Raw genomic sequence first — 24,610 nt, 5'->3', positions numbered from 1 at the left:
TCCAATGCTAAGTTATTGCAGACTAAATTGTACGTCTATTTGCTGGTTATCACGTTCAATAGTGATAGTGGCATCTGTACTGTTACGCAGCTCATTAATGGCTGCCATGGCCTGTTTTAAATCTGTTAGTTGATAGCCATTAATTGCAACAGCTAAATCGTTATTTTGTAATCCCATCTGCTTAAATAGCTCAGGCTCTTTACCTGGACTCAAGCGATAACCAATAAGTTCCCCATCGCTCATCGCTTGTGACACGCGAATATAGTCAAATAACTTACCGGGCTCTTCGAGCAACTCTTCACGGGTTTCGATTAAAGCCTGCTTAATGTTTGGATCGGCAGTTACATCTATTTGTTGCTCACTTGGGGCAGGCCCTAATTGTGGGCCCATTTCAGCTTCATCACGTGCAGCTAAAACCGGCATAGATACTGTTTTTGTAAAGTCGAGACCATCTAACATTAATGTTTCAAATCGTCCGTTTACCGTTAAAATAACGCGGTCAGGTAATATCTGCGCTAGTTTAGCTCGCGTCCCTTGCACTGCTTCATCTACTAGGTAGGTTTCTTGCTTGCCTTGTGACTCTATAATAGCGAGCCCCGCTTTATCGTCGTTATTTACCGCTACAATACCAGTAAGATTAATACTTAAGCGCGTTTCAGGGGCATCATTAACAACTTTTGCAGCTTGATCATCGCTCTTGCTTTTAACAATTATTTTACCAAATATAAATTGCTCAATTATATGTTGAGAATAATTGTTACTTGCTGCAGTTGAATGTTGTCCGTAGTAGATTGGCGTGAGTGGTGACACAATAGGATTTGGCCACATAAGCCAAACGAGTTTAGACGATAAAAAAGCAATATAAACAACAACTAATAATGTAACAACCGCACTCAATTTGGCATGCGGTAAACGGCTTATAAAATGTTTAAATTGTTGAACTTGCTGTTCCATAAATAGTATTCTTATTTTAGTTTTTACCTAATCGCTATGCATAGTACCTTTTCATTTTTCATTCAACAAGCATGCTAATATTAAACTTTGTAAACAGATTGATTTTAATTTAGCCGCTGCATAAAAACAGCTGTTGCAGTAATCCTTCATCGCAAATAGCTTTTATGGTAAATTTTAAAATCTAGGCAAACACTTATTAAAGGTGCTTTATGGCTAAAAAAAGTAATGCTAACCCTAATTTAGAACATAAAGATGAGCTAAAAATTAGATTAGACAAATGGTTATGGGCGGCACGATTTTATAAAACACGTGCTGCGGCTCGCGAAATGGTACAAGGCGGAAAAGTACATTATAATGGCCAGCGTACCAAAGCAGGCAAAATAGTAGAAATAGGCGCAACTATAAAATTAGCCCAAGGGGTAGATGAAAAAATAGTAACTGTGCTCAAAATACTTGAAAAACGCCAAAGCGCCCCCATTGCACAGACCTTGTATCAAGAATCTGATGCCAGTATTGCTAAACGCGAAGAAAATTCTATCGCGCGCAAAAATAACAGCCTTTTTGCACCTCATCCGGATAAAAAACCGGATAAGAAGCAAAGACGCGAACTTTTAAAATTGAAATTAAGTTAGGTATAGTCGCTCATGCAACAAGATTTACTCCACCGTTATTTATTCGACAATCTCGATGTTCGTGGCGAACTCGTACAAATTGAGAATGCCTACAACGAAATGATCGCCAATCATAATTACCCTGATGCAGTTAAAGCATTATTGGGTGAACTGCTTGTTGCGACCTGTTTATTAACAGCCACCTTAAAATTTGAAGGCGAAATAGCGGTTCAACTACAAGGTGATGGGCCGGTTAAATACGCGGTAATTAATGGCGACGATAAACAAAACATGCGTGGTATAGCTCGCTTACAAAGTGAAGTAACAGGTAGCACAGTAAAAGAGTTGATAGGCCAAGGCTATATGGTTATTACTATTACGCCAACTAAAGGGGAGCGCTATCAAGGTATAGTGCCTTTAGAGCATGAAACCTTAAGTGAATGTATAGAGGCTTACTTTGAGCAATCAGAGCAATTAAAAACGCGTCTTTGGTTTGCAACCGATACAACCGAGGGAAATGCCAAAGCTTGTGGTTTATTTTTACAAGTTTTACCCGTTGATAAACAAAAATCTATTGAAGACTTTGCCCACTTAGAAGCTCTTAGCCATACCATTAAAGATGAAGAACTATTAGAGCTTGATGCTAACACCGTACTAACTCGTTTGTACCACGAAGATAACCCGCGTGTGTTTGAGCCACAAAGCATTCAATTTAAGTGTGGTTGTACCCGCGAAAAAACCATGACTGCATTAGTTAATATTGGCCAACAAGCGCTACTTGATGATGTTGCTGAGCATGGCGAAATCAAAATTAGCTGCCATTACTGTCTAAAAGATTATCTTTTTGATGAGCAAGATGTGAAAAACATTTTTAACTAATCACGCATTAAATCTAAATTATAAAAAAGTCACATGCTATGCGGCTTTTTTTATAATTTTAAAATGACACCGGTATCATAAAAATAGCCGTTTTTATGATACCGGTGTCATTGAAATTATTCATGTTTTTTACCCAATATATGTGTTTTTAACACCTTCATAAGCTCGAATATCCTTAGCTCATCTGTTACTATAATCGCAGCTTAAAGGTTAACAAGACCCAGGCTATCCCGTTCAATCTCACACAATTTAGGTATAAACATGACTTCAAGCGCTACTCGTTTTGTCGATCTAACTGCAGCTGAACTTGTCGAACACGCGATCCGTCGTGGCGAGGGTACTTTAGCAGCCAATGGTGCTTTTGTAGCAAATACTGGTCATCGCACCGGTCGTTCTCCAAAAGATCGCTTTATTGTTCAAGAATCTAGTACTGAAAACGAAATCCAATGGGGCAACGTAAATCGCCCATTCGACGCAGATAAGTTTGATGCTTTGTGGGCACGTGTAGAAGCGTATGTGCAAAGTAATGATCACTTCATCTCTCACCTTGAAGTAGGCGCTGATCCAGAGCACTATCTACCTGTTGTTGTTACTACAGAAACTGCATGGCATCATATTTTTGCTAAAAATATGTTTATTCAACCTAAATCTTACAACTCATCTGACGTACCTCAGTGGCAAGTAATGAACGTTCCTTCATTTGTATGTGAGCCTGAGCGCGATGGCACAAACAGTGACGGTACGGTACTCATTAACTTTGCACAACGTAAAGTATTACTTGCTGGCATGCGTTATGCCGGTGAAATGAAAAAATCAATGTTCTCTGTACAGAACTTCCTACTTCCAGCGAAAGGTGTATTACCAATGCACTGCTCTGCAAACGTAGGTGAAGCAGGCGATACCGCTTTATTCTTTGGCTTATCTGGTACAGGTAAAACAACTCTTTCAGCAGATCCAACTCGCTTTTTAATTGGCGATGACGAACACGGTTGGGCACCTGGTAGTGTGTTTAACATTGAAGGCGGCTGTTACGCTAAATGTATCGACCTATCACAAAAAAATGAACCTGTTATTTGGGATGCGATCCGCTTTGGTACTATTTTAGAAAACGTAGTGCTTGATGAAAATCGTGTACCTGATTTTAACGATACTAGCCTTACACAAAATAGCCGTGCTGCGTACCCTCTTGAGCACGTTGAAAAACGTAAAGTAGAAAACCGCGCAGGCGAGCCAAAAGCAGTGGTATTTTTAACGTGTGACGTAAGTGGTGTACTTCCTCCAGTATCAATATTGACTGAAGAAGCGGCAGCATTTCACTTCTTAAGTGGCTACACTGCAAAAGTAGGCTCTACTGAGATTGGTTCTACAAGCGATATTGAGTCAACATTCTCAACTTGTTTTGGCGCACCATTCTTCCCACGTCCAGCAGGTGTTTATGCTGAGCTTCTAATGAAGCGTGTACGTGAGTTTGGCGCTAAAGTATACCTAGTTAACACAGGTTGGACTGGCGGCCCTTACGGTACTGGTAAGCGTTTTGATATTCCAACTACACGTGCTGTAGTAGATGCTATTGTATCGGGTAAACTAGTTGGCGTAGAAACTCAACACATTGATGTTTTAAACCTAGACGTACCTGTAGCCGTTCCAGGTGTAGACAGCAACTTACTTAACCCAATTAATACCTGGGAAGACAAAGCTAAGTATGCTGAATATGCAGCTAAACTTGCAGCCGATTTCACTGAAAACTTCACTAAATATGACGTATCAGACGAAATTAAAAATGCAGGACCTAAAGCATAATAGCTTTAACCTCGCATAACAAACGCCAGCTTAACGCTGGCGTTTTTGATCCCAGCCATAAATATAAATGACCAAAGTTAAAAGAGAGTATTAGCCAACCAATCAAGCCTAAGTGACTTAATGTAGCAAAGGTAATAACAGGACTTTAATTTAGCACTACAGCCCAGCCTTACTTCTTACAATGCCAATACAGTACACAGTATCAATCACAGCGACAAAACACCACTTAGCTACCCCATCGTAAGCCTGCCTAAATAGCCCCTCTTAAAATCACTAAGCACTCTTTTTATAGCTAGGTTCTAAAAGGTTTACTTTATATCAGGCATTAAAAAACCGAGCGTAAGCTCGGTTTTTTTAGTACTAATTAGCTAGGCTAATTATTACGCTACGATGTTTGCAACAACGCCAGCGCCTACAGTACGACCACCTTCACGGATAGCGAAACGAAGACCTTCGTCCATCGCGATTGGCGCGATTAGAGTAACTGTCATCTTAACGTTATCACCAGGCATTACCATTTCTACGCCTTCTGGTAACTGTACGTCACCAGTTACGTCAGTTGTACGGAAGTAGAACTGTGGACGGTAACCTTTGAAGAATGGAGTATGACGACCACCTTCATCTTTTGAAAGTACGTATACTTCTGATTCAAAAGTAGTGTGTGGCTTGATTGAACCAGGCTTAGCTAGTACTTGACCACGTTCAACGTCTTCACGCTTAGTACCACGTAAAAGTGCACCAATGTTCTCACCAGCACGACCTTCGTCAAGCAGTTTACGGAACATTTCAACACCAGTACAGATTGACTTAGTTGTATCACGGATACCAACAATTTCAATCTCGTCGTTGATGCGGATAATACCAGCTTCAACACGACCAGTTACAACAGTACCACGGCCTTGGATTGAGAAAACGTCTTCGATAGGCATGATGAATGGCTTATCGATGTCACGCTGTGGCTCTGGAATGTAAGAATCAAGTGCGTTTGCAAGCTCAACAATCTTATCTTCCCACTCTTTCTCGCCTTCAAGCGCTTTAAGTGCTGAACCTTGAATTAGTGGTAAGTCATCACCTGGGAAATCGTATTCTGAAAGAAGTTCACGAACTTCCATTTCTACTAGCTCAAGTAGCTCTTCGTCATCAACCATGTCACATTTGTTCATGAACACGATGATGTAAGGAACGCCAACTTGACGAGAAAGTAGGATGTGCTCACGCGTTTGTGGCATAGGGCCATCAGTCGCAGCAACTACTAAGATAGCGCCATCCATTTGAGCAGCACCAGTGATCATGTTTTTAACATAATCGGCGTGACCAGGACAATCTACGTGTGCGTAGTGACGTGTAGGTGTATCGTATTCAACGTGAGACGTTGAAATAGTGATACCACGTTCGCGCTCTTCTGGAGCGTTATCGATTGATGCGAAATCTTTAGCAACACCGCCGTATACTTTTGCAAGTACGTTAGTGATTGCTGCAGTTAGTGTAGTTTTACCGTGGTCAACGTGGCCGATTGTACCTACGTTTACATGCGGTTTTACGCGTTCAAACTTTGCTTTTGCCATCTTAAAAAATTCCTATAAAGAAATTAAAGTCTAACTCACTATTGAGTTAAACAAGCTAAAAATCATATTACAGCGCGAGCTGAAATTATTGTCTCTGCAACATGTTTCGATGCTTCGGCGTACTTCAAAAACTCCATAGAGTATGAAGCACGACCCTGTGTTGCAGATCGTAAGTCAGTAGCATAACCAAACATTTCAGAAAGGGGAACCTGTGCATTAATTTGCTTCAGTCCACCTAATGCATCTTCCATGCCTTCGATCATGCCGCGGCGACGGTTTAAGTCACCAACTACATCACCCATGTTTGCTTCAGGAGTGAGTACTTCAACCTTCATTACTGGCTCTAAAAGTACCGGGCTCGCTTGCAGCGCGCCTTGCTTCATTGCCAATGAACCTGCTATTTTAAATGCCATTTCATTCGAGTCTACATCATGGAATGAACCATCATATAAAGTCGCTTTAACGCCAAGTAATGGGTAGCCTGCCAGCACACCTTGAGACATTTGCTCTTGGATGCCTTTGTCTACCGCAGGGACGTATTCTTTGGGAATAGAACCACCTACAGTTTCGTTAACGAACTCGTAAATTGGTGCTTCGTCATCCGTAATATCCATCGGTTCAAGTTTAAGCCAGACGTGACCATATTGACCACGACCACCTGATTGACGTATAAACTTACCTTCAACTTTAACAGTTGAACGGATAGCTTCTCGGTATGCAACCTGCGGCTTACCAACGTTACATTCAACACTGAATTCACGTTTCATACGTTCGACGAGGATATCGAGGTGAAGTTCACCCATGCCAGATATTATAATCTGACCCGATTCTTCGTCGGTTTGTACACGAAAAGATGGATCTTCAGCCGCTAGTTTACCCAGCGCGATCCCCATCTTATCTTGGTCAGCGATTGTGCGAGGCTCAACCGCAACAGAGATTACTGGTTCAGGAAATTCCATACGCTCAAGCGTAATAATGGATTTCGGATCACACAGTGTTTCACCTGTTGTTACGTCTTTGAGACCAATAGCCGCCGCGATGTCGCCTGCGAAGACTTCTTTGATCTCTTCACGTGAGTTTGAATGCATCTGTACGATACGACCAAGACGCTCACGCTTACTTTTAACTGGGTTGTATACCGCGTCACCCTGTTTAACAGTACCAGAGTAAACACGGAAAAAAGTTAAGGTGCCAACAAACGGGTCCGTTGCAATTTTAAATGCAAGTGCAGCAAACGGCGCTTTATCATCAGCAGGACGCTCTTCTTCGGTACCATCTTCTAGGATACCTTGAATTTGTTTCACTTGCGTAGGAGCAGGCATGTATTCAACAACGCAATCAAGCACTGCTTGAACACCTTTGTTTTTAAATGCGCTACCACACGTCATAGGAACAATGTCGTTTGCTAATGTACGTTGGCGTAAAGCTTCTTTTATTTCGGCTTCACTTAACTCTTCACCCTCTAAGTATTTATCCATTAGTTCTTCAGTAGCTTCAGCAGCACTTTCAACTAAATGAGAGCGCCATTCATCGGCTAATTCCTGAAGTTCTGCCGGTATTGCCTCATAAGTGAAAGTCATTCCCTGGTCCGCTTCGTTCCAGTTAATAGCTTTCATCTTAATCAGGTCAATAACACCTTTAAAGCCGTCTTCAGCGCCTATTGGCAACTGAATTGGAACAGGCGTTGCTCCAAGACGAGATTTCACCTGGTCAACAACTGCAAAGAAGTCAGCGCCTGTGCGATCCATTTTGTTTACGAAGATCATTCTTGGAACTTCGTATTTGTTCGCTTGACGCCAAACTGTCTCAGTTTGCGGCTGTACACCAGATGAAGCACAAAGAACAACTACCGCACCATCTAATACGCGTAAAGAACGCTCTACTTCGATAGTGAAATCAACGTGTCCTGGAGTATCAATAATATTGATACGATGAGCGTCAAATTGAGCGTCCATCCCTTTCCAGAAACACGTAGTTGCAGCAGAAGTGATTGTGATACCACGCTCTTGTTCCTGCTCCATCCAGTCCATAGTTGCAGCACCATCATGCGTTTCACCGATCTTATGAGAAAGACCTGTGTAAAACAGAATACGTTCTGTTGTGGTGGTTTTGCCTGCATCTACGTGAGCGCAAATACCGATATTACGATAGCGCTCAAGTGGAGTTGTACGTGCCATAAAATCCTCTTAAAGGTTAAGGGCAGATTACCAACGGTAATGAGCGAATGCTTTATTCGCTTCAGCCATACGGTGAACGTCTTCACGTTTCTTAACCGCAGTGCCTTTGTTGTCAGCAGCGTCAACGATTTCTTGAGCTAAACGTAAGCCCATAGATTTTTCGCCACGCTTACGAGCAGCGTCTACTAACCAACGCATACCTAATGCGTTACGACGAACTGGACGTACTTCAACTGGTACTTGGTAAGTTGAACCACCAACACGGCGAGATTTAACTTCTACCTGTGGGCGGATATTATCAAGTGCCGTTTCAAAGATTTCTAGGTGCGACTTGCCTGATTTCTCAGCAGCCACATTTAGCGCACCATAAACGATTTTTTCAGCAGTAGATTTCTTGCCATCTAACATTACGATGTTTACGAATTTCGCAAGAAGCTCCGATCCGAACTTAGGATCTGGAAGAATTTTACGTTGACCTATTACGCGTCTTCTAGGCATTTTGTATCTCCGGTTTATTCAGGTTTGCTCTTATCGAGTCAATAACCCAAAACAATAATTAAAAATATTTAGTGCTTGGCCTTACTAACGGAGAACTATTAGCCTTTAGGGCGTTTAGTACCGTATTTAGAACGAGCTTGGCGACGATCGCTAACGCCTGCACAGTCAAGTGCACCACGAACGGTGTGAAAACGCACACCTGGTAAATCTTTAACACGACCACCACGGATTAGGATTACACTGTGCTCTTGAAGGTTATGACCTTCACCACCAATGTATGAAGTTACTTCGAAACCGTTAGTTAAACGTACACGAGCTACTTTACGTAACGCCGAGTTTGGTTTCTTAGGTGTAGTTGTATATACGCGAGTACATACACCGCGCTTTTGCGGACACGCTTTAAGCGCAGCTGAGTTACTTTTCGTAACCTTGCTACGGCGTGGCTTACGCACTAGCTGGTTAATAGTTGCCATTTAAATAGCTCCTGAAATTAGAATTACTACTGAAAAAATAAAAAATCCGCCCGTTTTTACAAGTTTGTTTTAAACGCACAGGTAAATGGGTGGCGGAATTTTAATGAGCAAAGATTGACCTGTCAACCTAAACCGCTCGCAAGGTAGAAGATATCTACCTTGCGAAAACCTAATCTATTGATTTGGTTTGGTTTATTGATTTCCAGATAAATCCGCATTTAAAGCATCAGTTAGCGCTTGAGTTGCCTCTTCTGCACTTACAGTCTGCTCTTCTACTACATTTCTTTGCTTACGGCGAGCCATACGTTCTTGATGATACGAAAAGCCGGTACCGGCTGGGATCAAACGACCCACTATTACGTTTTCTTTCAGACCGCGTAACTCATCGCTCTTACCATTCACTGCTGCGTCGGTTAAAACACGTGTTGTCTCTTGGAAAGAGGCTGCAGAGATGAAAGATTCTGTTGCTAGTGATGCTTTTGTGATACCCATTAACTGGATTTCAAACTTAGCTGGGATCTTACCTTGAGCTTCAAGGTCGCGGTTTGCGATATTAACGCGTGCCACTTCAATTTGCTCACCGGCTAAGAAGTCAGTATCACCACCGTGCATAATGGTACATTTACGTAACATTTGACGGATAATAGTTTCAATGTGCTTGTCATTGATCTTAACGCCTTGCAAACGGTAAACCTCTTGCACTTCGTTAACAATGTAGTTAGCAACATGAGTCACACCACGTAAGCGTAAGATGTCATGCGGTGATTCTGGACCATCGGCGATAACTTCACCTTTAGACACTCGTTCACCTTCAAACACGTTAAGTTGACGCCATTTAGGGATCATCTCTTCGTAATGATCACCTTCATCTGGTGTAATAACTAAACGCTTCTTACCTTTAGTCTCTTTACCAAAGCTAATTGTACCGGTAACTTCAGCTAAAATAGCTGGTTCTTTCGGTTTACGAGCTTCGAATAAATCGGCTACGCGTGGTAGACCACCCGTGATATCACGAGTTTTCGAACCTTCTTGCGGAATACGTGCTAATACGTCACCAGGGTTTACTGTCGTGCCGTCAACTACTTCAATCGTAGTGAATGAAGGTAGACGTGTTTCTTGTAAGCCGCGCTCTTCACTTTCAATGATAAGCTTAGGTTCTTTCGCATTCGCTTTAGAAAGATCTTTAACAACTATACGGGTTAAACCGGTTAGTTCATCTGTCTGTGTTTCAGTATTCGAGTCATCGATATCGCTGAACGATACTTTTGACTTATGCTCAAGTACGATTGGGTGACTATGCGGGTCCCAAGTAGCAACGATGTCGTTACCTTGAACTTCTGCATTGTCTTGTACTGTTAATACTGCACCGTAAGGTACTTTATAACGCTCTTTTTCACGGCCATAACTATCAATGATAGTAATTTCCGTAGAACGCGAAATAATAGCAATCTTACCGTCTGTATTTAATACGTACTTAGCGTTGTGAAGCTTTAATGTACCGTTAGTTTTAACTTGTACATTATTCTCAGCAGACGCTCTAGATGCCGCACCACCGATGTGGAATGTACGCATCGTTAACTGTGTACCTGGCTCACCAATTGATTGTGCCGCGATAACACCTACTGATTCACCTGCGTTGATGATATGGCCACGTGCTAGGTCACGACCGTAACAGTTAGCACAAACACCAAAGTCATTATCACACGTGATAACAGAACGTACGCGAACTTCATCTACTGAGTGCTCTTCTAAAAGGTCACACAGTTTTTCGTCAAGCATAATGTTACGCTCAACTAGTACTGTATTAGTACCAGGAATAACAATATCTTCAGCAACAACACGACCTAGTACACGTTCACGAAGCGCTTCTACAACATCACCACCTTCAATAAGCGGTTTCATTGTTAAGCCATCTTCTGTGCCACAGTCGTCTTCATTGATTACCAAATCTTGTGCAACGTCTACTAGACGACGCGTTAGGTAACCCGAGTTAGCTGTTTTAAGTGCTGTATCGGCAAGACCTTTACGCGCACCATGCGTTGAGATGAAGTACTGAAGTACGTTTAGACCTTCACGGAAGTTAGCTGTGATTGGCGTCTCGATGATTGAACCATCTGGACGTGCCATTAGACCACGCATACCCGCCAACTGACGGATCTGAGCAGCACTACCACGAGCACCTGAGTCGGCCATCATAAACACTGAGTTAAATGACGCTTGCTCTACTTCTTCACCTTGTGCATTAATAACTGTGTCTTTCGACAAGTTAGACATCATCTCACGTGATAAGTTTTCATTTACACGTGACCAAATATCGATAACTTTATTGTACTTTTCACCAGCCGTTACAAGACCTGATTGGAATTGTTGGTTGATTTCAGTAACTTCAGCTTCAGCTGATTCAATGATCTGCGCTTTAACCGGTGGGATAACTAAGTCATCAATACCGATTGAAACACCTGACTTCATTGCATAATGGAAACCGGTGTACATAATTTGGTCAGCAAACATAACGGTGTCTTTAAGACCAAGACGACGGTAACACTCATTAATTAAGCCAGAAATCTGCTTTTTACCTAGCGGCTGATTGATTGACTCATACGGCATGCCTTTTGGTAAAATTAGCGACAGAATTGCACGACCAACAGTTGTATCAATAACAGTGATAGTATCTTCTACTACGCCGTTTTCGTTTTTAACTGATTGACTAATACGTACTTTCACAATTGCGTGAAGGTCTGCATTGCCACTACGGTATGCTTTTTCTGCTTCTTTTGGATCTTTAAATATCGCGCCTTCGCCTTTAGCGTTAATACGGTCACGAGTCATGTAATAAAGACCCAATACAACATCCTGTGAAGGAACGATGATTGGCTCACCATTCGCAGGAGATAGAATGTTGTTTGTAGACATCATTAAGGCACGAGCTTCAAGCTGCGCTTCAATTGTTAGCGGTACGTGTACCGCCATTTGGTCACCATCGAAATCGGCGTTGTAGGCCGCACATACTAATGGATGCAAATGAATCGCTTTACCTTCGATAAGCACAGGTTCAAACGCTTGGATACCCAAACGGTGAAGTGTTGGTGCACGGTTAAGTAATACTGGATGTTCACGAATTACTTCGTCAAGCACATCCCATACTTCCGGCATTTCACGTTCAACCATCTTCTTCGCAGCTTTGATTGTCGTAGCCATGCCGCGACGCTCTAATTTGCCATAGATGAATGGTTTGAATAGCTCAAGTGCCATCTTCTTAGGAAGACCACATTGGTGAAGCTTAAGTGTAGGACCCACTGTAATTACAGAACGGCCTGAATAATCTACACGCTTACCAAGTAAGTTCTGACGGAAACGACCTTGCTTACCCTTGATCATATCGGCAAGAGATTTAAGAGGACGTTTGTTAGAACCTGTAATTGCACGACCACGACGACCGTTATCAAGTAGCGCATCTACCGCTTCTTGTAACATACGTTTTTCGTTGCGTACGATAATATCTGGTGCTGCTAAATCTAATAGACGCTTAAGACGGTTATTACGGTTAATAACACGACGGTAAAGGTCATTTAGATCAGACGTCGCAAAACGACCACCGTCTAGTGGTACTAATGGGCGTAGATCAGGTGGCAATACTGGAAGTACTGTCATGATCATCCATTCAGGGTTATTACCTGATTGGTGGAACGATTCCATTAACTTAAGACGTTTAGTGATTTTTTTACGCTTAGTTTCAGAGTTAATTGTTGGTAACTCTTCACGCATTTCAGCAATTAATTGTGCAAGATCGAGTTCACGAAGCAAGTCTAAAACTGCTTCAGCACCCATCTTAGCTTCAAATTCATCACCATGCTCTTCAAGTGCATCTAGGTATTCTTCTTCACCTAATAGCTGACCACGCTCAAGCGTTGTCATACCAGGCTCAGTTACTACGAATGATTCGAAGTAAAGAACACGTTCAATATCACGAAGCGTCATATCTAGCATTAAGCCGATACGTGACGGTAATGATTTTAAAAACCAAATATGCGCAACTGGGCTCGCAAGGTCAATATGACCCATACGATCGCGTCGCACTTTAGTGAGTGTAACTTCAACGCCACACTTCTCACAGATCACACCGCGGTGTTTAAGACGCTTATATTTACCACATAAGCATTCATAATCTTTCACTGGGCCGAAAATACGGGCACAGAATAAGCCATCGCGCTCAGGCTTGAAAGTACGGTAGTTAATAGTCTCAGGTTTCTTTACTTCACCGTATGACCACGAACGAACCATGTCTGGTGAAGCAAGACCAATGCGAATTGCATCGAATTCTTCGGTCTTATTTTGTTGCTTCAGAAACTTAAGTAAGTCTTTCACCTTAGCTCTCCTGTCGGAGTTAATCTTGAGGACGGATAATCTCGTCCCTACATTCTATTCGGCCGTAACAGATGCTGCAGCGTTAACTGCAGCATCTAATTGGCTTAATTTTCTTCCAACTCGATGTTGATACCCAGTGAGCGGATTTCTTTTAACAATACGTTAAACGATTCTGGCATACCTGGTTCCATTTTATGGTTACCATCAACGATGTTTTTATACATCTTAGTACGACCGTTCACGTCATCCGATTTCACTGTTAGCATTTCTTGTAGAGTGTAAGCAGCACCGTAAGCTTCAAGTGCCCATACTTCCATCTCACCAAAACGCTGGCCACCGAACTGTGCTTTACCACCCAGCGGCTGCTGAGTAACAAGGCTATAAGAACCAGTAGAACGCGCATGCATTTTGTCATCAACTAAGTGATTCAGTTTCAGCATGTACATGTAACCAACGGTTACTTGACGTTCGAACTGATCGCCAGTACGGCCATCATAAAGTGTAACCTGACCACTTCTTGGGTAGCCCGCAAGCTCTAGCATGTCTTTGATTTCGTTTTCTTTCGCGCCATCAAATGCTGGAGTAGCTATTGGTAAACCACCTTTTAAGTTTTCAGCCAAACGACGAATTTCGTCATCTGTAAAGCTATCAATGTCTACTACTTGACGAGACTCGCCAATTTCGTAGGCTTGCTTGATGAAGGCGCGTAACTCATGCAGCTCACGTTGCTCTTTCATCATTTCTTCAATGCGTTCACCAATACCACGTGCAGCTAGACCCATATGTGTTTCAAGGATCTGACCGATATTCATACGTGATGGTACACCCAGTGGGTTAAGTACGATATCTACCGTACGACCTTTATCATCGTATGGCATGTCTTCTACTGGTACGATAGTCGAGATAACACCTTTGTTACCATGACGACCCGCCATTTTATCACCCGGTTGGATACAACGTTTAACAGCTAGGTATACTTTAACAATCTTAAGTACGCCAGGTGCTAGGTCATCGCCTTGAGTAATTTTACGACGTTTGTTTTCAAACTTCTTATCGTATTCAGCTTTAAGCTCGTCATACTGGGCTGCTAATTGCTCAAGCTCAGCTTGCTTGTCTTCTTCAGCAAGGCTTTGCGTAAGTAGCTTCTCAGCATTTAATAACGCTAATTTGTCTTCATCAAAGCCAGCTGCGATAAGTAACTTACGCGCACGGTCTAATACACCAGCTTCTAGAATACGGAACTCTTCGTTGAAGTCTTTCTTCGCATCGCGAAGCTGCATTTCTTCAACTTCTAACGCACGCTTATCTTTTTCAACACCATCACGGGTGAAAACTTGCACGTCAATTACAGTACCAGTTACAGAATTTGGTACACGTAAAGAGCTGTCTTTAACGTCAGACGCTTTTTCGCCGAAGATAGCTCGTAGTAGCTTCTCTTCAGGAGTTAATTGCGTTTCGCCTTTCGGAGTCACTTTACCTACTAGAATATCGCCGCTTTTAACTTCAGCACCAATATAAACAACGCCTGATTCATCAAGCTTGCCTAGTGCAGATTCGCCCACATTCGGGATATCTGCAGTGATCTCTTCAGAACCTAATTTAGTATCACGGGCAATACACTGTAGTTCTTGAATGTGGATAGTCGTTAGACGATCTTCTTCAACTACGCGCTCTGATAGTAAGATTGAATCCTCGAAGTTATAACCATTCCATGGCATAAATGCCACGCGCAAGTTTTGACCAAGAGCTAAGTCGCCCAAGTCAGTCGAAGGACCATCTGCTAACACATCGCCACGAGTAACCGGTTCGCCAACCATACAAGTTGGTTTTTGGTTAATACATGTATTTTGGTTAGAACGTGTGTATTTGGTTAAGTTGTAAATGTCGATGCCCGCTTCGCCTGGAACGCGTTCTTCTTCATGTACATTAACAACGATGCGACTTGCGTCACAATACATTACTTCACCACCACGTTTTGCAACGATAGTAACACCAGAGTCTTTCGCTAGTGTTAACTCAATACCAGTACCTACTAACGGCTTATCCGCTTTCAATGTTGGTACTGCTTGACGTTGCATGTTTGAACCCATCAATGCACGGTTAGCATCATCGTGTTCTAGGAACGGGATAAGTGCTGCCGCTACAGAGATCACCTGTTGTGGTGATACATCCATATATTGCTGGTCCATACGTCCCATAAAGGTAGATTCACCTTTGTGACGACATGGAATAAGTTCATCTACAAACTCATTGGTTTCGGTTAAGTTTGAGTTCGCCTGTGCGATAACAAACTGACCTTCTTCAATGGCTGATAGGTAATCAACTTCATCAGTTACAACACCGTCTACCACTTTGCGGTAAGGTGTTTCTAAGAAACCATAATCATTAGTACGTGCGTACGTAGATAATGAGTTAATTAGACCGATGTTTGGACCCTCAGGAGTCTCGATTGGACATACGCGACCATAGTGAGTTACGTGAACGTCACGTACTTCAAAGCCTGCGCGCTCACGAGTTAGACCGCCCGGTCCTAATGCAGAAATACGACGCTTATGCGTTACTTCTGATAGCGGGTTATTTTGGTCCATAAACTGTGATAACTGAGACGAGCCGAAGAACTCTTTAACCGCTGCCGAAATAGGCTTAGCGTTAATAAGATCTTGTGGCATTATCGCATCTAGGTCACCTAAGCTTAAACGCTCACGTACAGCACGTTCTACACGTACTAAACCTACACGGAATTGGTTCTCAGCCATTTCGCCAACACTACGTATACGACGATTGCCTAAGTGGTCAATATCATCTACATCGCCAACACCGTTACGAATAGCAATCAATACTTTCATAACCGACACGATGTCTTCTTTGCTTAATGTGCCTGGGCCTGTATCAGTATCGTAACCAACACGGCTATTGAACTTCATACGACCTACAGTTGATAGGTCATAGCGCTCTTCTGAGAAGAACAAGTTCTGGAATAAGGCTTCAGCCGCGTCTTTCGTCGGTGGCTCGCCTGGGCGCATCATGCGATAAATTTCTACTAATGCTTCTAAACGGCTGCTTGAAGAGTCAATGTTCAATGTATTTGACATGTAAGCACCGCTGTCCACTTCATTGATATATAACGTATCAATTTTAGTGTGACCGGCTTTAACCAATTCAGCCATTAATTCAAGCGTTAGCTCGTCATTTGCATTAGCTACAACTTCACCTGTTGACTCATCAACATAGTTTTTCGCTAATACGCGACCAATGATGTACTCATGTGGTACTTCTAATTGCTTAATGCCTTTTTTCTCGATGTTCTTGATATGGCGAGCCGTAACACGACGACCACTTTCAACAAACACTTCACCGTCTTCGCTCTTAATATCAAAAGCGGCGGTTTCACCACGTAAACGTGAAGGTACCAGTTCCATAAGAACTTTACCGTCAGTTACTTCAAACGTAGTGTTGTCGAAGAAAATACCAAGAATGTCTTCACTCGAGTACTCAAGTGCACGTAAGATAATAGACGCCGGTAATTTACGACGACGGTCAATACGTACATATAAGTTATCTTTTGCATCAAATTCAAAGTCTAACCATGAACCACGATATGGGATAACACGTGCGTTATATAACACTTTACCCGATGAGTGAGTTTTACCGCGGTCGTTATCAAAGAATACACCAGGGCTACGGTGTAGCTGAGAAACGATAACACGCTCTGTACCATTGATTACAAAGGTACCGGTATCGGTCATGAGCGGAATTTCGCCCATGTAAACTTCTTGCTCTTTAATGTCTTTAACTGTGCCTGGAGCTTCTTTGTCCATAACTACAAGACGCAATTTCACGCGAAGTGGAGCAGAATAAGTCACACCGCGAATTTGACATTCTTTTACATCGAAAACTGGCTCGCCAATACGATAACTTACGTATTGCAGCTCAGAATTTCCTGAGTAGCTTTTAATTGGGAACACAGAACGGAAGGCTGCTTCCAAACCATGATCGCCATCAGCGTCAGGCACTAAGAATTTTTTAAACGATTCTAACTGTGTAGATAGTAAGAAAGGTATATCCAAAACTTGTGGACGTTTACCAAAATCCTTACGGATACGTTTCTTTTCAGAATAAGAGTAAGCCATGGGGTTCCTCAGCTTGCTGATCTTTGACCCGACCTGTTCTTGTAAGAACAGACTTAACTGGCATCTATGCCAAGATTTACAACATTTGATTGTTGTTCTAATTTAGTCCCACTTTAACACTAGCAAACTATAAAGCGTTGAAAGTAAAGAAAAAACCAGATTTTATTTGAACTAAAAGAGTGCATCACTCTATAGCGCAAAAAGGCCGGTGATTAAATAATCACCAGCCCTTGCCTGATTTCTCAGGCAGCGAACTTAGCAAAAGCTAAATTACTTAACCTCAACTTCAGCACCAGCTTCAGTAAGGTCTTTAGCAAGAGCTTCAGCTTCTTCCTTAGAGATACCTTCTTTAACAGGTGTTGGTGCAGCTTCAACAAGAGCTTTCGCTTCTTTAAGGCCTAGGCCAGTTGCGCTACGAACTGCTTTGATTGCAGAAACCTTGTTAGCGCCAGCGCCAGTAAGGATTACATCAAATTCAGTCTTTTCTTCAACTGCTTCAGCAGCTGGACCAGCTACCATACCAGCAGCAGCAGTTACGCCGAATTTTTCTTCCATTGCTTCGATAAGAGCAACAACGTCCATTACTGACATTTCAGCAATTGCGTCAAGGATTTGGTCTTTAGATACAGACATTTCAAATTTCCTAATAATTAACGGACTTTAAGTCCAAATAAATTTTACACCGAAAGGGATTAAACAGCTTAAAATTAAGCAGCTTGCTCTTCTTTCTGTACACGTACTGCTTCAATTGTTTTACACAATTTACCAGCAGACGCTTCTTTCATAGCGCTCATTAAGCGTGCAACAGCTTCGTCGTATGTAGGTAATGTAGCAAGCATTGCTGCATCAACAACATTTCCTTCAAAAGCGGCCGTTTTAAGCTCAAATTTCTCGTTCTTTTTTGCAAAAGCAGAAAAGATACGCGCAGCAGCACCTGGGTGCTCTGATGAGAAAGCGATTAAGCTTGGACCAACAAATGAATCAGAAAGGCACTCAAACTGTGTTCCTTCAAGAGCACGTTTTGCTAAAGTGTTACGGACAACTTTCATCCAAACACCATTTGCACGAGCTTCTTTACGAAGGGCAGTGATTGCGCCAACTGTTACACCACGAGAATCTGCAACAACTGCAGATAGAGCACCATTGGCTGCTTCGTTGACTTCAGCAACTATTGCTTGTTTGCCTTGAAGATTTAAAGCCATGGGTGTTACTCCTGGTTTAATGGGGTTACCGACACTCGGTGTCCCCTGTTCTACTCTTCCCTATCAAACAAGATAGAGATGCTTTTTACGGCGAGAGCCAGAAGGATTAGGAAAAATCTATCTGGGGTCTACACCGTCTACGTAGGTGAGTATTAAGGCCGAAGCCACCTACGGTCTTGGACGGAAGTCCAATTTATCGCTTTACCCTAAGGTGCAACGAAATTATGGACTTCAACCCGAATTCTTTACTTTGCTGAAAAACGAATTAATCAACAAAATGGCGCGAAATTATAGTACAAATTTCACGCCATGTAAACACTGATTAAGCTACAGTTGTGCTTAACGTGTTTTGGTCAACAGCAACGCCTGCGCCCATTGTTGTAGAGATGCTTACTTTCTTCACGTAAACACCTTTAGCTTGAGAAGGTTTAGCCTTCTTAAGCGCAACAATTAGTGACTCAAGGTTTTGTTGTAATTGCTCAGCAGTGAAATCAACCTTACCAATAGTAGTATGGATGATGCCATTTTTGTCATTACGGTAACGTACTTGACCCGCTTTTGCATTTTTAACTGCTTCAGCAACGTTAGGTGTTACTGTACCAGTCTTAGGGTTTGGCATTAGACCACGTGGGCCTAAGATTTGACCTAGTTGACCAACAACACGCATAGCGTCTGGTGATGCAACAACAACGTCAAAGTTCATCTCGCCTTTTTTAACTAGCTCAGCAAGATCTTCCATACCTACTAATTCAGCACCGGCTTCTTTCGCAGCTTCTGCGTTAGCGCCTTGTGTGAATACTGCAACGCGAACGTCACGACCAGTACCGTTAGGTAGTACAGTTGCACCACGAACGTTTTGATCAGATTTACGAGCATCGATACCAAGGTTAACAGCAACGTCAACACTTTCTACAAACTTAGCTGTCGCTAACTCTTTTAAAAGCGCGATCGCTTCGTTGATTTCGTAATCTTTAGTTACTTCCACTTTTTCGCGGATAGTACGCATACGTTTAGTTAATTTAGCCATATTCTTAGTCCTCTACGCTCAAGCCCATCGCACGAGCAGATCCTGCGATAGTGCGAACCGCAGCTTCTAAATCAGAAGCTGTAAGGTCAGCTCGTTTAGTCTCAACAATCTCTTCAAGTTGAGCACGAGTTACTGTGCCTACTTTTTCAGTGTTAGGACGGCCTGAGCCTGATTTAACGCCAGCTGCTTTAAGTAGCAAGTATGCTGCAGGTGGAGTTTTCATGTCGAACGTAAAAGAACGGTCACCGTAAACAGAGATCACTACAGGAACTGGAGCGCCTTTTTCGATAGACTCTGTACGTGCGTTAAACGCTTTACAGAATTCCATGATGTTTACACCGTGTTGACCTAGTGCAGGACCTACTGGTGGACTAGGATTAGCCATACCAGCATTAACTTGTAGCTTGATTAGAGCTTCAACTTTTTTAGCCATTATAAATACCTCATTAAGTGGGTCTCAGCCTTGTGCGCGCGAGGACGCGTACTCTAACGGCTCCCCAATATAAAAAATTGTTTCGTACTTTTTGTAGCGTAAAATTAATTTACCCAAATACAAAAAGGCCGCTGATTATAAGTTAATCACCGGCCTTTTTCAAGCTTCGTGCCAAATTTTATAAAAAATTTAACATCACTTTTTTAATCAATTACTTATCTTGTTCAACTTGACCAAATTCAAGTTCAACCGGTGTAGAACGACCAAAAATAAGTACCGACACTTTAACGCGGCTCTTTTCGTAGTCAACTTCTTCAACAACACCGCTAAAGTCAGCAAATGGACCGTCAGTAACACGAACAACTTCACCTGGTTCAAATAAGGTAGCAGGTTTAGGTGCTTCAGCATTTTCTTGTAAACGATTAAGAATACGCTCAGCTTCTTTGGCACTAATTGGTGCAGGACGATCAGACGTACCACCAATAAAGCCCATAACACGTTCTGTGCTATTAACTAAATGCCAGCTTTTATCGTTCATATCCATTTGAATTAGTACGTAACCTGGGAAGAACTTACGCTCAGATTTACGCTTTTGACCAGCGCGCATCTCAATCACTTCTTCTGTTGGTACTAATACCTCACCAAAGCTCTCTTCAAGGCCTTTGATTTTAATGTGTTCTAAAATAGTTTGTGCAACACGCTTCTCATAACCTGAGAAAGCCTGTACTACGTACCAACGTAGCTTTATTTCGTTGTTCTCATCCGACATGGGATCAGATCTCCAATCCAGTTAAAAAGCCTACAGCGCGGAATAAAATGCCATCTAATCCCCAAAGGATAAGTGCCATTATCGCTGTTGCAACCATTACAATTAATGTCGTGTGGATAGTTTCTTGACGCGTTGGCCAAATTACTTTGCGCACTTCAATTCTTGCTTCTTTAGCAAAAGTAAGGAAAGTACGTCCTTTAGCTGTTTGCGAGGCAATTGCTAAACCAGCTGCTATTGCAACTACAACGCCAATCGCACGTAGTAATACAGACTGATCTGCAAACATGTGATTACCAACAACTGCGCCTGCAAGTAGCACTATTGCTACTAACCACTTTACTGACTCCATCGCACTTGATGGCGTTTCTACATTCGTGCTCATAATATTATTACCTTAACTACAGACACAACAACCCTACGCTATGGTAGGGTTAATCCATTAAAATCTAAACTTAAAAACAGACTTATTTAAACCGATTTTTAACCCCAGACTTACCCGCATCGCGAGTAATATTGGCAGGGGCGGAGAGATTCGAACTCCCAACCGTCGGTTTTGGAGACCGCTGTTCTACCAATTGGAACTACGCCCCTGCAAAGTGGATGCCTATTATACTTACGCAGTTCATTAACACAAGAGTAAAGATTGTCATCTGATAAAATCTTCACCGTTAATTTACACACCGCATTATTTAACCACTTAACTCGCTAAATTAATATTTATTTATGCAATAAAAAGTCATTCCTGCAATGAGTTACCGTAAAAAAATCAAAATAAACGTACCAACTCGCCACGATAGAAATCGCATAGCAACCAAATTTGCTCAAATGCATGCGTTTGCGGCACACTAATCATTTTAAGCTGAGCATCAAAGTCTGCTTTATGCCAAATAGTGCTGGCATTGCGAATTAATAACCAAGTTCGCGCTGAATGATAAGATTTAGTGGCTTTTTGCTCCAGTAATCTCTCTAACGCTAGGCGTAACCTTTGCTCACTTGGGGCTTGCGCCATATCGGCCAATGCCCGTTGCATTGGAATTGACAGTGGCCGGCCAAGCACTGCCATTGCTTCGGTTTCACTGGCATATAAATGCGCAACTTCAATATCAAGTTGCTGATCGCCTTTGTAGCAGCTAACGTCGGGCTTATTGGGCTCATTATGCCAAATATGGCGCATATGAATGCCATATTGCTGCTCATAACAACGTAAAAACAACCTCGCTGCCTCGTGCTCTAACTGTTGTTTTTCTTGTTCGCTATCACGCTTCATTTAATACCGCGTACACATTAGTTAATAAACTTGATGCGCCAAATCTAAAGGTATTTGCTTGTAAGTAGTCATTATCCATAATAGTGCTTGCAAGGGTTAAGTAATCGCTCGCATCTGCAACTGTTTTAACCCCTCCCGCCGCTTTAAAGCCAACTAGCTTGCCCGATTCTTTAATGGTATTGAGTATAGTTTTTGTCGCATCAAGCGTGGCATTAACGGCGACCTTACCGGTACTGGTTTTTACAAAGTCGGCACCGCCTTTAATAGCTAATAATGTGGCTGATGCGATTAAATCGGGTGTTTGTAACTCGCCGCTTTCTATAATCACTTTAAGTAGAGCGCGCGACCCACAGACTTTTTTGCTCTCGGTAACATACTCAAGCACACGGCTTTTATCACCCGCTATTAGCGCTTTATATGGAATAACTAAATCAATTTCATCTGCACCGCGCTCTATGGCAATTAGTGTTTCGTTTATTACGGTATTTAAAGGTGCGCCACCCGTTGGAAAGTTAGTTACTGTGGCTACTTTTATATGGCTTAGCTCTCTGGTAGCTAAGGCTATTTTTGCTTCTGCTACAAAATCACTGTAAACACATACTGCAGCGGGCGTGCCTAATTTAGGGTTAATGCTGTTCACTAACGTATTAATAGCGGCACTATCATCGTTGCTATTTAAGCTGGTTAAATCCATTAAGGCGACAGCCAAAGCAGCCTCTTTTTGTTGTTTAATCATAGTAACCTCATCATATTTATACCGTGATTTAATACCTGTAATTATAGTAACCTAAACTTGCTATAGCTCATAACCAAACACTCTAAGCCCTTAGTTTTACATGCAACCGACCGCAAAGCCTTACTAATTAAGATTTCGGCCTTAAAAACCCACTCGTTATAACTTTTAGTTATAACGAGTGGGTTTTAATTATTTTTTACTTAGTATGTGGCGCTATATTGTGGCTATCAGGCTAAACGAGCCATTTATTTTAGGGGTGTGATTAACGTGCAGTATTTACCTATCTTTACCAAACTCGACAACAAACCTGTATTGGTTGTTGGCGGTGGAGATGTTGCGTTGCGCAAATGCAGCGCGCTTTTAAAAGCGCGTGCCAGTATTACTTTAGTCGCTCCCAAATTTTGCCAACAGCTCATTGAACTTGCTAGCGAAAATAAAGTAACGCTTATACATGAGTACTTTAACGAGCAACATTTAAAAAATATGATGTTGGTAATTGCTGCTACTGATTTGGAACATGTAAATAGCCAAGTGTTTGAACTGGCTAATGCTCATAACATTTTTGTTAATGTAGTTGACGATCAGCCTAAGTGCACCTTTATATTTCCATCGATTGTCGATCGCAACCCAATCACAATTGCTATATCAAGCGCAGGCACTGCCCCGGTATTAGCACGTCGCCTACGCGAAAAACTAGAAACCCTAATACCGCAACATATTGGTCCGCTGGCAACGCTTGTGGGTGGCTTTAGAAGCAAAGTAAAACAACGCTTTAAGCACTTTGCCGATCGTCGCCAGTTTTGGGAAGGCGTATTCGACTCATCTGTTGTTAGTAAAGTACAAACCGGCGACACCCAAGCCGCAGAGCAACAGTTAGAACACATGCTAAATGCTAAAGCCGAGCCCGAAGGCGAGGTTTATGTAGTAGGTGCAGGCCCTGGCGATCCTGAATTGCTGACACTTAAGGCACTGCAACTTATGCAACAAGCCGATGTAGTGGTTTATGACTATTTAGTGTCTAACGAGATCATGGAGTTAGTGCGCCGCGATGCCGACCTTATTTGTGTAGGCAAGCGTTTAGGCGATCACAGCGTAGCGCAGCAAGACACTAACCAAATGCTGGTCGATTTAGCCAAGCAAGGTAAAAAAGTATGCCGTATTAAAGGTGGCGATCCGTTTATTTATGGTCGTGGTGGCGAAGAAGTACAAGTACTTGCGGCTAACAAGGTAAATTATCAAATTGTACCTGGTATAACTGCCGCTGCAGGATGCAGTGCCTATGCGGGTATTCCGCTTACCCATCGTGACCACGCACAAGCGATTCAGTTTGTAACCGGGCATTGTAAAAAAGACGGCCAAGAACTCGATTGGCAATCGCTGGCTAAACCAAATCAAACCTTAGCTATTTATATGGGCGTGATAAAGTCGCCACATATACAAGCTGAGCTTTTAAAGCATGGCCGCAACGCCAATACACCCGTTGCCATTATTGAAAACGGCACCCGTAAAAATCAACGCGTAATTACTGGAAAGCTGGGCGAGCTTGCCGATTTAATTACGCGTAACAGTGTGGTTTCTCCTGCGCTGCTTATTATTGGCGAAGTAGCATCCTTGCACCAAGAGTTACATTGGTTTGGTGCCAAAGCGCAAACTAGCAGTTTTGCGCAACCACTTACCGATGTGGCATAAGCTTTATACATTTATTAGATTTTAACTTTTAATTA

At 42.4% G+C, this 24,610-nt stretch carries 19 protein-coding genes and 1 tRNA gene; 4 read left to right on the top strand and 16 right to left on the bottom strand.

Annotated elements, in window-relative coordinates:
- Positions 1-12: 12 nt before the first annotated feature.
- Positions 13-954, bottom strand: a complete 942-nt coding sequence (gspC, locus tag AAEZ18_RS07360) for a type II secretion system protein GspC (RefSeq protein ID WP_350594309.1) — start codon at positions 952-954, stop codon at positions 13-15.
- A 209-nt stretch (positions 955-1,163) separates the two neighbouring features.
- Here gspC and hslR point away from each other — a divergent pair, with 209 nt between their 5' ends.
- The 3 genes from hslR (at position 1,164) to AAEZ18_RS07345 (ending at position 4,244) form a co-directional block, all read left to right on the top strand.
- The gene (gene hslR, locus AAEZ18_RS07355; RefSeq protein WP_011326947.1) at positions 1,164-1,586 is read left to right on the top strand and encodes a ribosome-associated heat shock protein Hsp15; all 423 of its coding nucleotides are present in this window, start codon (positions 1,164-1,166) and stop codon (positions 1,584-1,586) included.
- Between the two features lie 12 nt (positions 1,587-1,598).
- Positions 1,599-2,444 carry an Hsp33 family molecular chaperone HslO gene (hslO, locus tag AAEZ18_RS07350; RefSeq protein WP_011326946.1) on the top strand — a complete coding sequence of 282 codons (846 nt, stop codon included), beginning with the start codon at positions 1,599-1,601 and terminating at the stop codon, positions 2,442-2,444.
- Positions 2,445-2,705: 261 nt separating this feature from the next.
- Positions 2,706-4,244, top strand: coding sequence for a phosphoenolpyruvate carboxykinase (locus AAEZ18_RS07345; RefSeq protein WP_089367606.1), 1,539 nt, complete (start codon positions 2,706-2,708; stop codon positions 4,242-4,244).
- A 380-nt stretch (positions 4,245-4,624) separates the two neighbouring features.
- On the opposite strand, the gene tuf is transcribed toward AAEZ18_RS07345, so the two are convergent.
- The 15 genes from tuf to deoC form a co-directional block, all read right to left on the bottom strand.
- Positions 4,625-5,809, bottom strand: coding sequence for an elongation factor Tu (tuf, locus tag AAEZ18_RS07340; RefSeq protein ID WP_011326944.1), 1,185 nt, complete (start codon positions 5,807-5,809; stop codon positions 4,625-4,627).
- Positions 5,810-5,871: 62 nt separating this feature from the next.
- Positions 5,872-7,986: an elongation factor G gene (gene fusA / locus AAEZ18_RS07335; RefSeq protein WP_011326943.1), complete on the bottom strand. Its 2,115-nt coding sequence runs from the start codon at positions 7,984-7,986 to the stop codon at positions 5,872-5,874.
- Positions 7,987-8,013: 27 nt separating this feature from the next.
- Positions 8,014-8,484, bottom strand: coding sequence for a 30S ribosomal protein S7 (gene rpsG, locus AAEZ18_RS07330; protein WP_011326942.1), 471 nt, complete (start codon positions 8,482-8,484; stop codon positions 8,014-8,016).
- A 98-nt stretch (positions 8,485-8,582) separates the two neighbouring features.
- Positions 8,583-8,957: a 30S ribosomal protein S12 gene (rpsL, locus tag AAEZ18_RS07325; protein ID WP_008165517.1), complete on the bottom strand. Its 375-nt coding sequence runs from the start codon at positions 8,955-8,957 to the stop codon at positions 8,583-8,585.
- 192 nt (positions 8,958-9,149) lie between these two features.
- A complete protein-coding gene (rpoC, locus tag AAEZ18_RS07320) occupies positions 9,150-13,322 on the bottom strand; it encodes a DNA-directed RNA polymerase subunit beta' (protein WP_011326941.1) in 4,173 nt (1,390 codons plus the stop codon).
- 104 nt (positions 13,323-13,426) lie between these two features.
- Positions 13,427-17,452 (bottom strand): DNA-directed RNA polymerase subunit beta, encoded by a 4,026-nt coding sequence (gene rpoB / locus AAEZ18_RS07315; RefSeq protein ID WP_086995185.1) that lies wholly within the window; start codon positions 17,450-17,452, stop codon positions 13,427-13,429.
- Between the two features lie 270 nt (positions 17,453-17,722).
- Positions 17,723-18,085, bottom strand: coding sequence for a 50S ribosomal protein L7/L12 (gene rplL, locus AAEZ18_RS07310; protein WP_011326939.1), 363 nt, complete (start codon positions 18,083-18,085; stop codon positions 17,723-17,725).
- 74 nt (positions 18,086-18,159) lie between these two features.
- Complete coding sequence (gene rplJ / locus AAEZ18_RS07305) at positions 18,160-18,654, bottom strand: 50S ribosomal protein L10 (protein ID WP_011326938.1); 495 nt, start codon at positions 18,652-18,654, stop codon at positions 18,160-18,162.
- Positions 18,655-18,976: 322 nt separating this feature from the next.
- Positions 18,977-19,681, bottom strand: coding sequence for a 50S ribosomal protein L1 (gene rplA, locus AAEZ18_RS07300; protein WP_011326937.1), 705 nt, complete (start codon positions 19,679-19,681; stop codon positions 18,977-18,979).
- A 4-nt stretch (positions 19,682-19,685) separates the two neighbouring features.
- Entirely contained in the window at positions 19,686-20,114 is a 429-nt protein-coding gene (rplK, locus tag AAEZ18_RS07295) for a 50S ribosomal protein L11 (protein ID WP_011326936.1), read from the bottom strand.
- A 211-nt stretch (positions 20,115-20,325) separates the two neighbouring features.
- A complete protein-coding gene (gene nusG, locus AAEZ18_RS07290) occupies positions 20,326-20,883 on the bottom strand; it encodes a transcription termination/antitermination protein NusG (RefSeq protein ID WP_011326935.1) in 558 nt (185 codons plus the stop codon).
- 4 nt (positions 20,884-20,887) lie between these two features.
- A complete protein-coding gene (secE, locus tag AAEZ18_RS07285) occupies positions 20,888-21,265 on the bottom strand; it encodes a preprotein translocase subunit SecE (protein ID WP_011326934.1) in 378 nt (125 codons plus the stop codon).
- Between the two features lie 132 nt (positions 21,266-21,397).
- Positions 21,398-21,474, bottom strand: a tRNA-Trp gene (locus AAEZ18_RS07280).
- A gap of 175 nt (positions 21,475-21,649) precedes the next feature.
- Positions 21,650-22,150 carry a hypothetical protein gene (locus AAEZ18_RS07275; protein WP_089367604.1) on the bottom strand — a complete coding sequence of 167 codons (501 nt, stop codon included), beginning with the start codon at positions 22,148-22,150 and terminating at the stop codon, positions 21,650-21,652.
- Complete coding sequence (gene deoC, locus AAEZ18_RS07270; protein WP_350594306.1) at positions 22,140-22,886, bottom strand: deoxyribose-phosphate aldolase; 747 nt, start codon at positions 22,884-22,886, stop codon at positions 22,140-22,142. The genes AAEZ18_RS07275 and deoC overlap by 11 nt, the downstream gene beginning before the upstream one ends.
- Before the next feature lie 267 nt (positions 22,887-23,153).
- Between deoC and cysG the strand changes: the two genes are divergently transcribed.
- The gene (gene cysG, locus AAEZ18_RS07265) at positions 23,154-24,575 is read left to right on the top strand and encodes a siroheme synthase CysG (RefSeq protein ID WP_350594303.1); all 1,422 of its coding nucleotides are present in this window, start codon (positions 23,154-23,156) and stop codon (positions 24,573-24,575) included.
- Positions 24,576-24,610 lie beyond the last annotated feature (35 nt).

The organism is Pseudoalteromonas sp. 19-MNA-CIBAN-0066, assembly GCF_040308705.1.
Classification (GTDB): Bacteria; Pseudomonadota; Gammaproteobacteria; order Enterobacterales; family Alteromonadaceae; genus Pseudoalteromonas; species Pseudoalteromonas nigrifaciens.
This window is presented reverse-complemented; position numbering and strand designations above follow the sequence as displayed.

What these genes read in the sequence shown, in the direction of transcription:
- rpsG (WP_011326942.1), bottom strand. Translation starts at nt 8,484, where the DNA reads ATGCCTAGAAGACGCGTAATAGGTCAACGTAAAATTCTTCCAGATCCT.
- fusA (WP_011326943.1), bottom strand. Translation starts at nt 7,986, where the DNA reads ATGGCACGTACAACTCCACTTGAGCGCTATCGTAATATCGGTATTTGC.
- gspC (WP_350594309.1), bottom strand. Translation starts at nt 954, where the DNA reads ATGGAACAGCAAGTTCAACAATTTAAACATTTTATAAGCCGTTTACCG.
- rplL (WP_011326939.1), bottom strand. Translation starts at nt 18,085, where the DNA reads ATGTCTGTATCTAAAGACCAAATCCTTGACGCAATTGCTGAAATGTCA.
- AAEZ18_RS07345 (WP_089367606.1), top strand. Translation starts at nt 2,706, where the DNA reads ATGACTTCAAGCGCTACTCGTTTTGTCGATCTAACTGCAGCTGAACTT.
- hslR (WP_011326947.1), top strand. Translation starts at nt 1,164, where the DNA reads ATGGCTAAAAAAAGTAATGCTAACCCTAATTTAGAACATAAAGATGAG.
- tuf (WP_011326944.1), bottom strand. Translation starts at nt 5,809, where the DNA reads ATGGCAAAAGCAAAGTTTGAACGCGTAAAACCGCATGTAAACGTAGGT.
- hslO (WP_011326946.1), top strand. Translation starts at nt 1,599, where the DNA reads ATGCAACAAGATTTACTCCACCGTTATTTATTCGACAATCTCGATGTT.
- AAEZ18_RS07275 (WP_089367604.1), bottom strand. Translation starts at nt 22,150, where the DNA reads ATGAAGCGTGATAGCGAACAAGAAAAACAACAGTTAGAGCACGAGGCA.
- rplJ (WP_011326938.1), bottom strand. Translation starts at nt 18,654, where the DNA reads ATGGCTTTAAATCTTCAAGGCAAACAAGCAATAGTTGCTGAAGTCAAC.
- deoC (WP_350594306.1), bottom strand. Translation starts at nt 22,886, where the DNA reads ATGATTAAACAACAAAAAGAGGCTGCTTTGGCTGTCGCCTTAATGGAT.
- rplA (WP_011326937.1), bottom strand. Translation starts at nt 19,681, where the DNA reads ATGGCTAAATTAACTAAACGTATGCGTACTATCCGCGAAAAAGTGGAA.
- rpoB (WP_086995185.1), bottom strand. Translation starts at nt 17,452, where the DNA reads ATGGCTTACTCTTATTCTGAAAAGAAACGTATCCGTAAGGATTTTGGT.
- secE (WP_011326934.1), bottom strand. Translation starts at nt 21,265, where the DNA reads ATGAGCACGAATGTAGAAACGCCATCAAGTGCGATGGAGTCAGTAAAG.
- rplK (WP_011326936.1), bottom strand. Translation starts at nt 20,114, where the DNA reads ATGGCTAAAAAAGTTGAAGCTCTAATCAAGCTACAAGTTAATGCTGGT.
- nusG (WP_011326935.1), bottom strand. Translation starts at nt 20,883, where the DNA reads ATGTCGGATGAGAACAACGAAATAAAGCTACGTTGGTACGTAGTACAG.
- rpsL (WP_008165517.1), bottom strand. Translation starts at nt 8,957, where the DNA reads ATGGCAACTATTAACCAGCTAGTGCGTAAGCCACGCCGTAGCAAGGTT.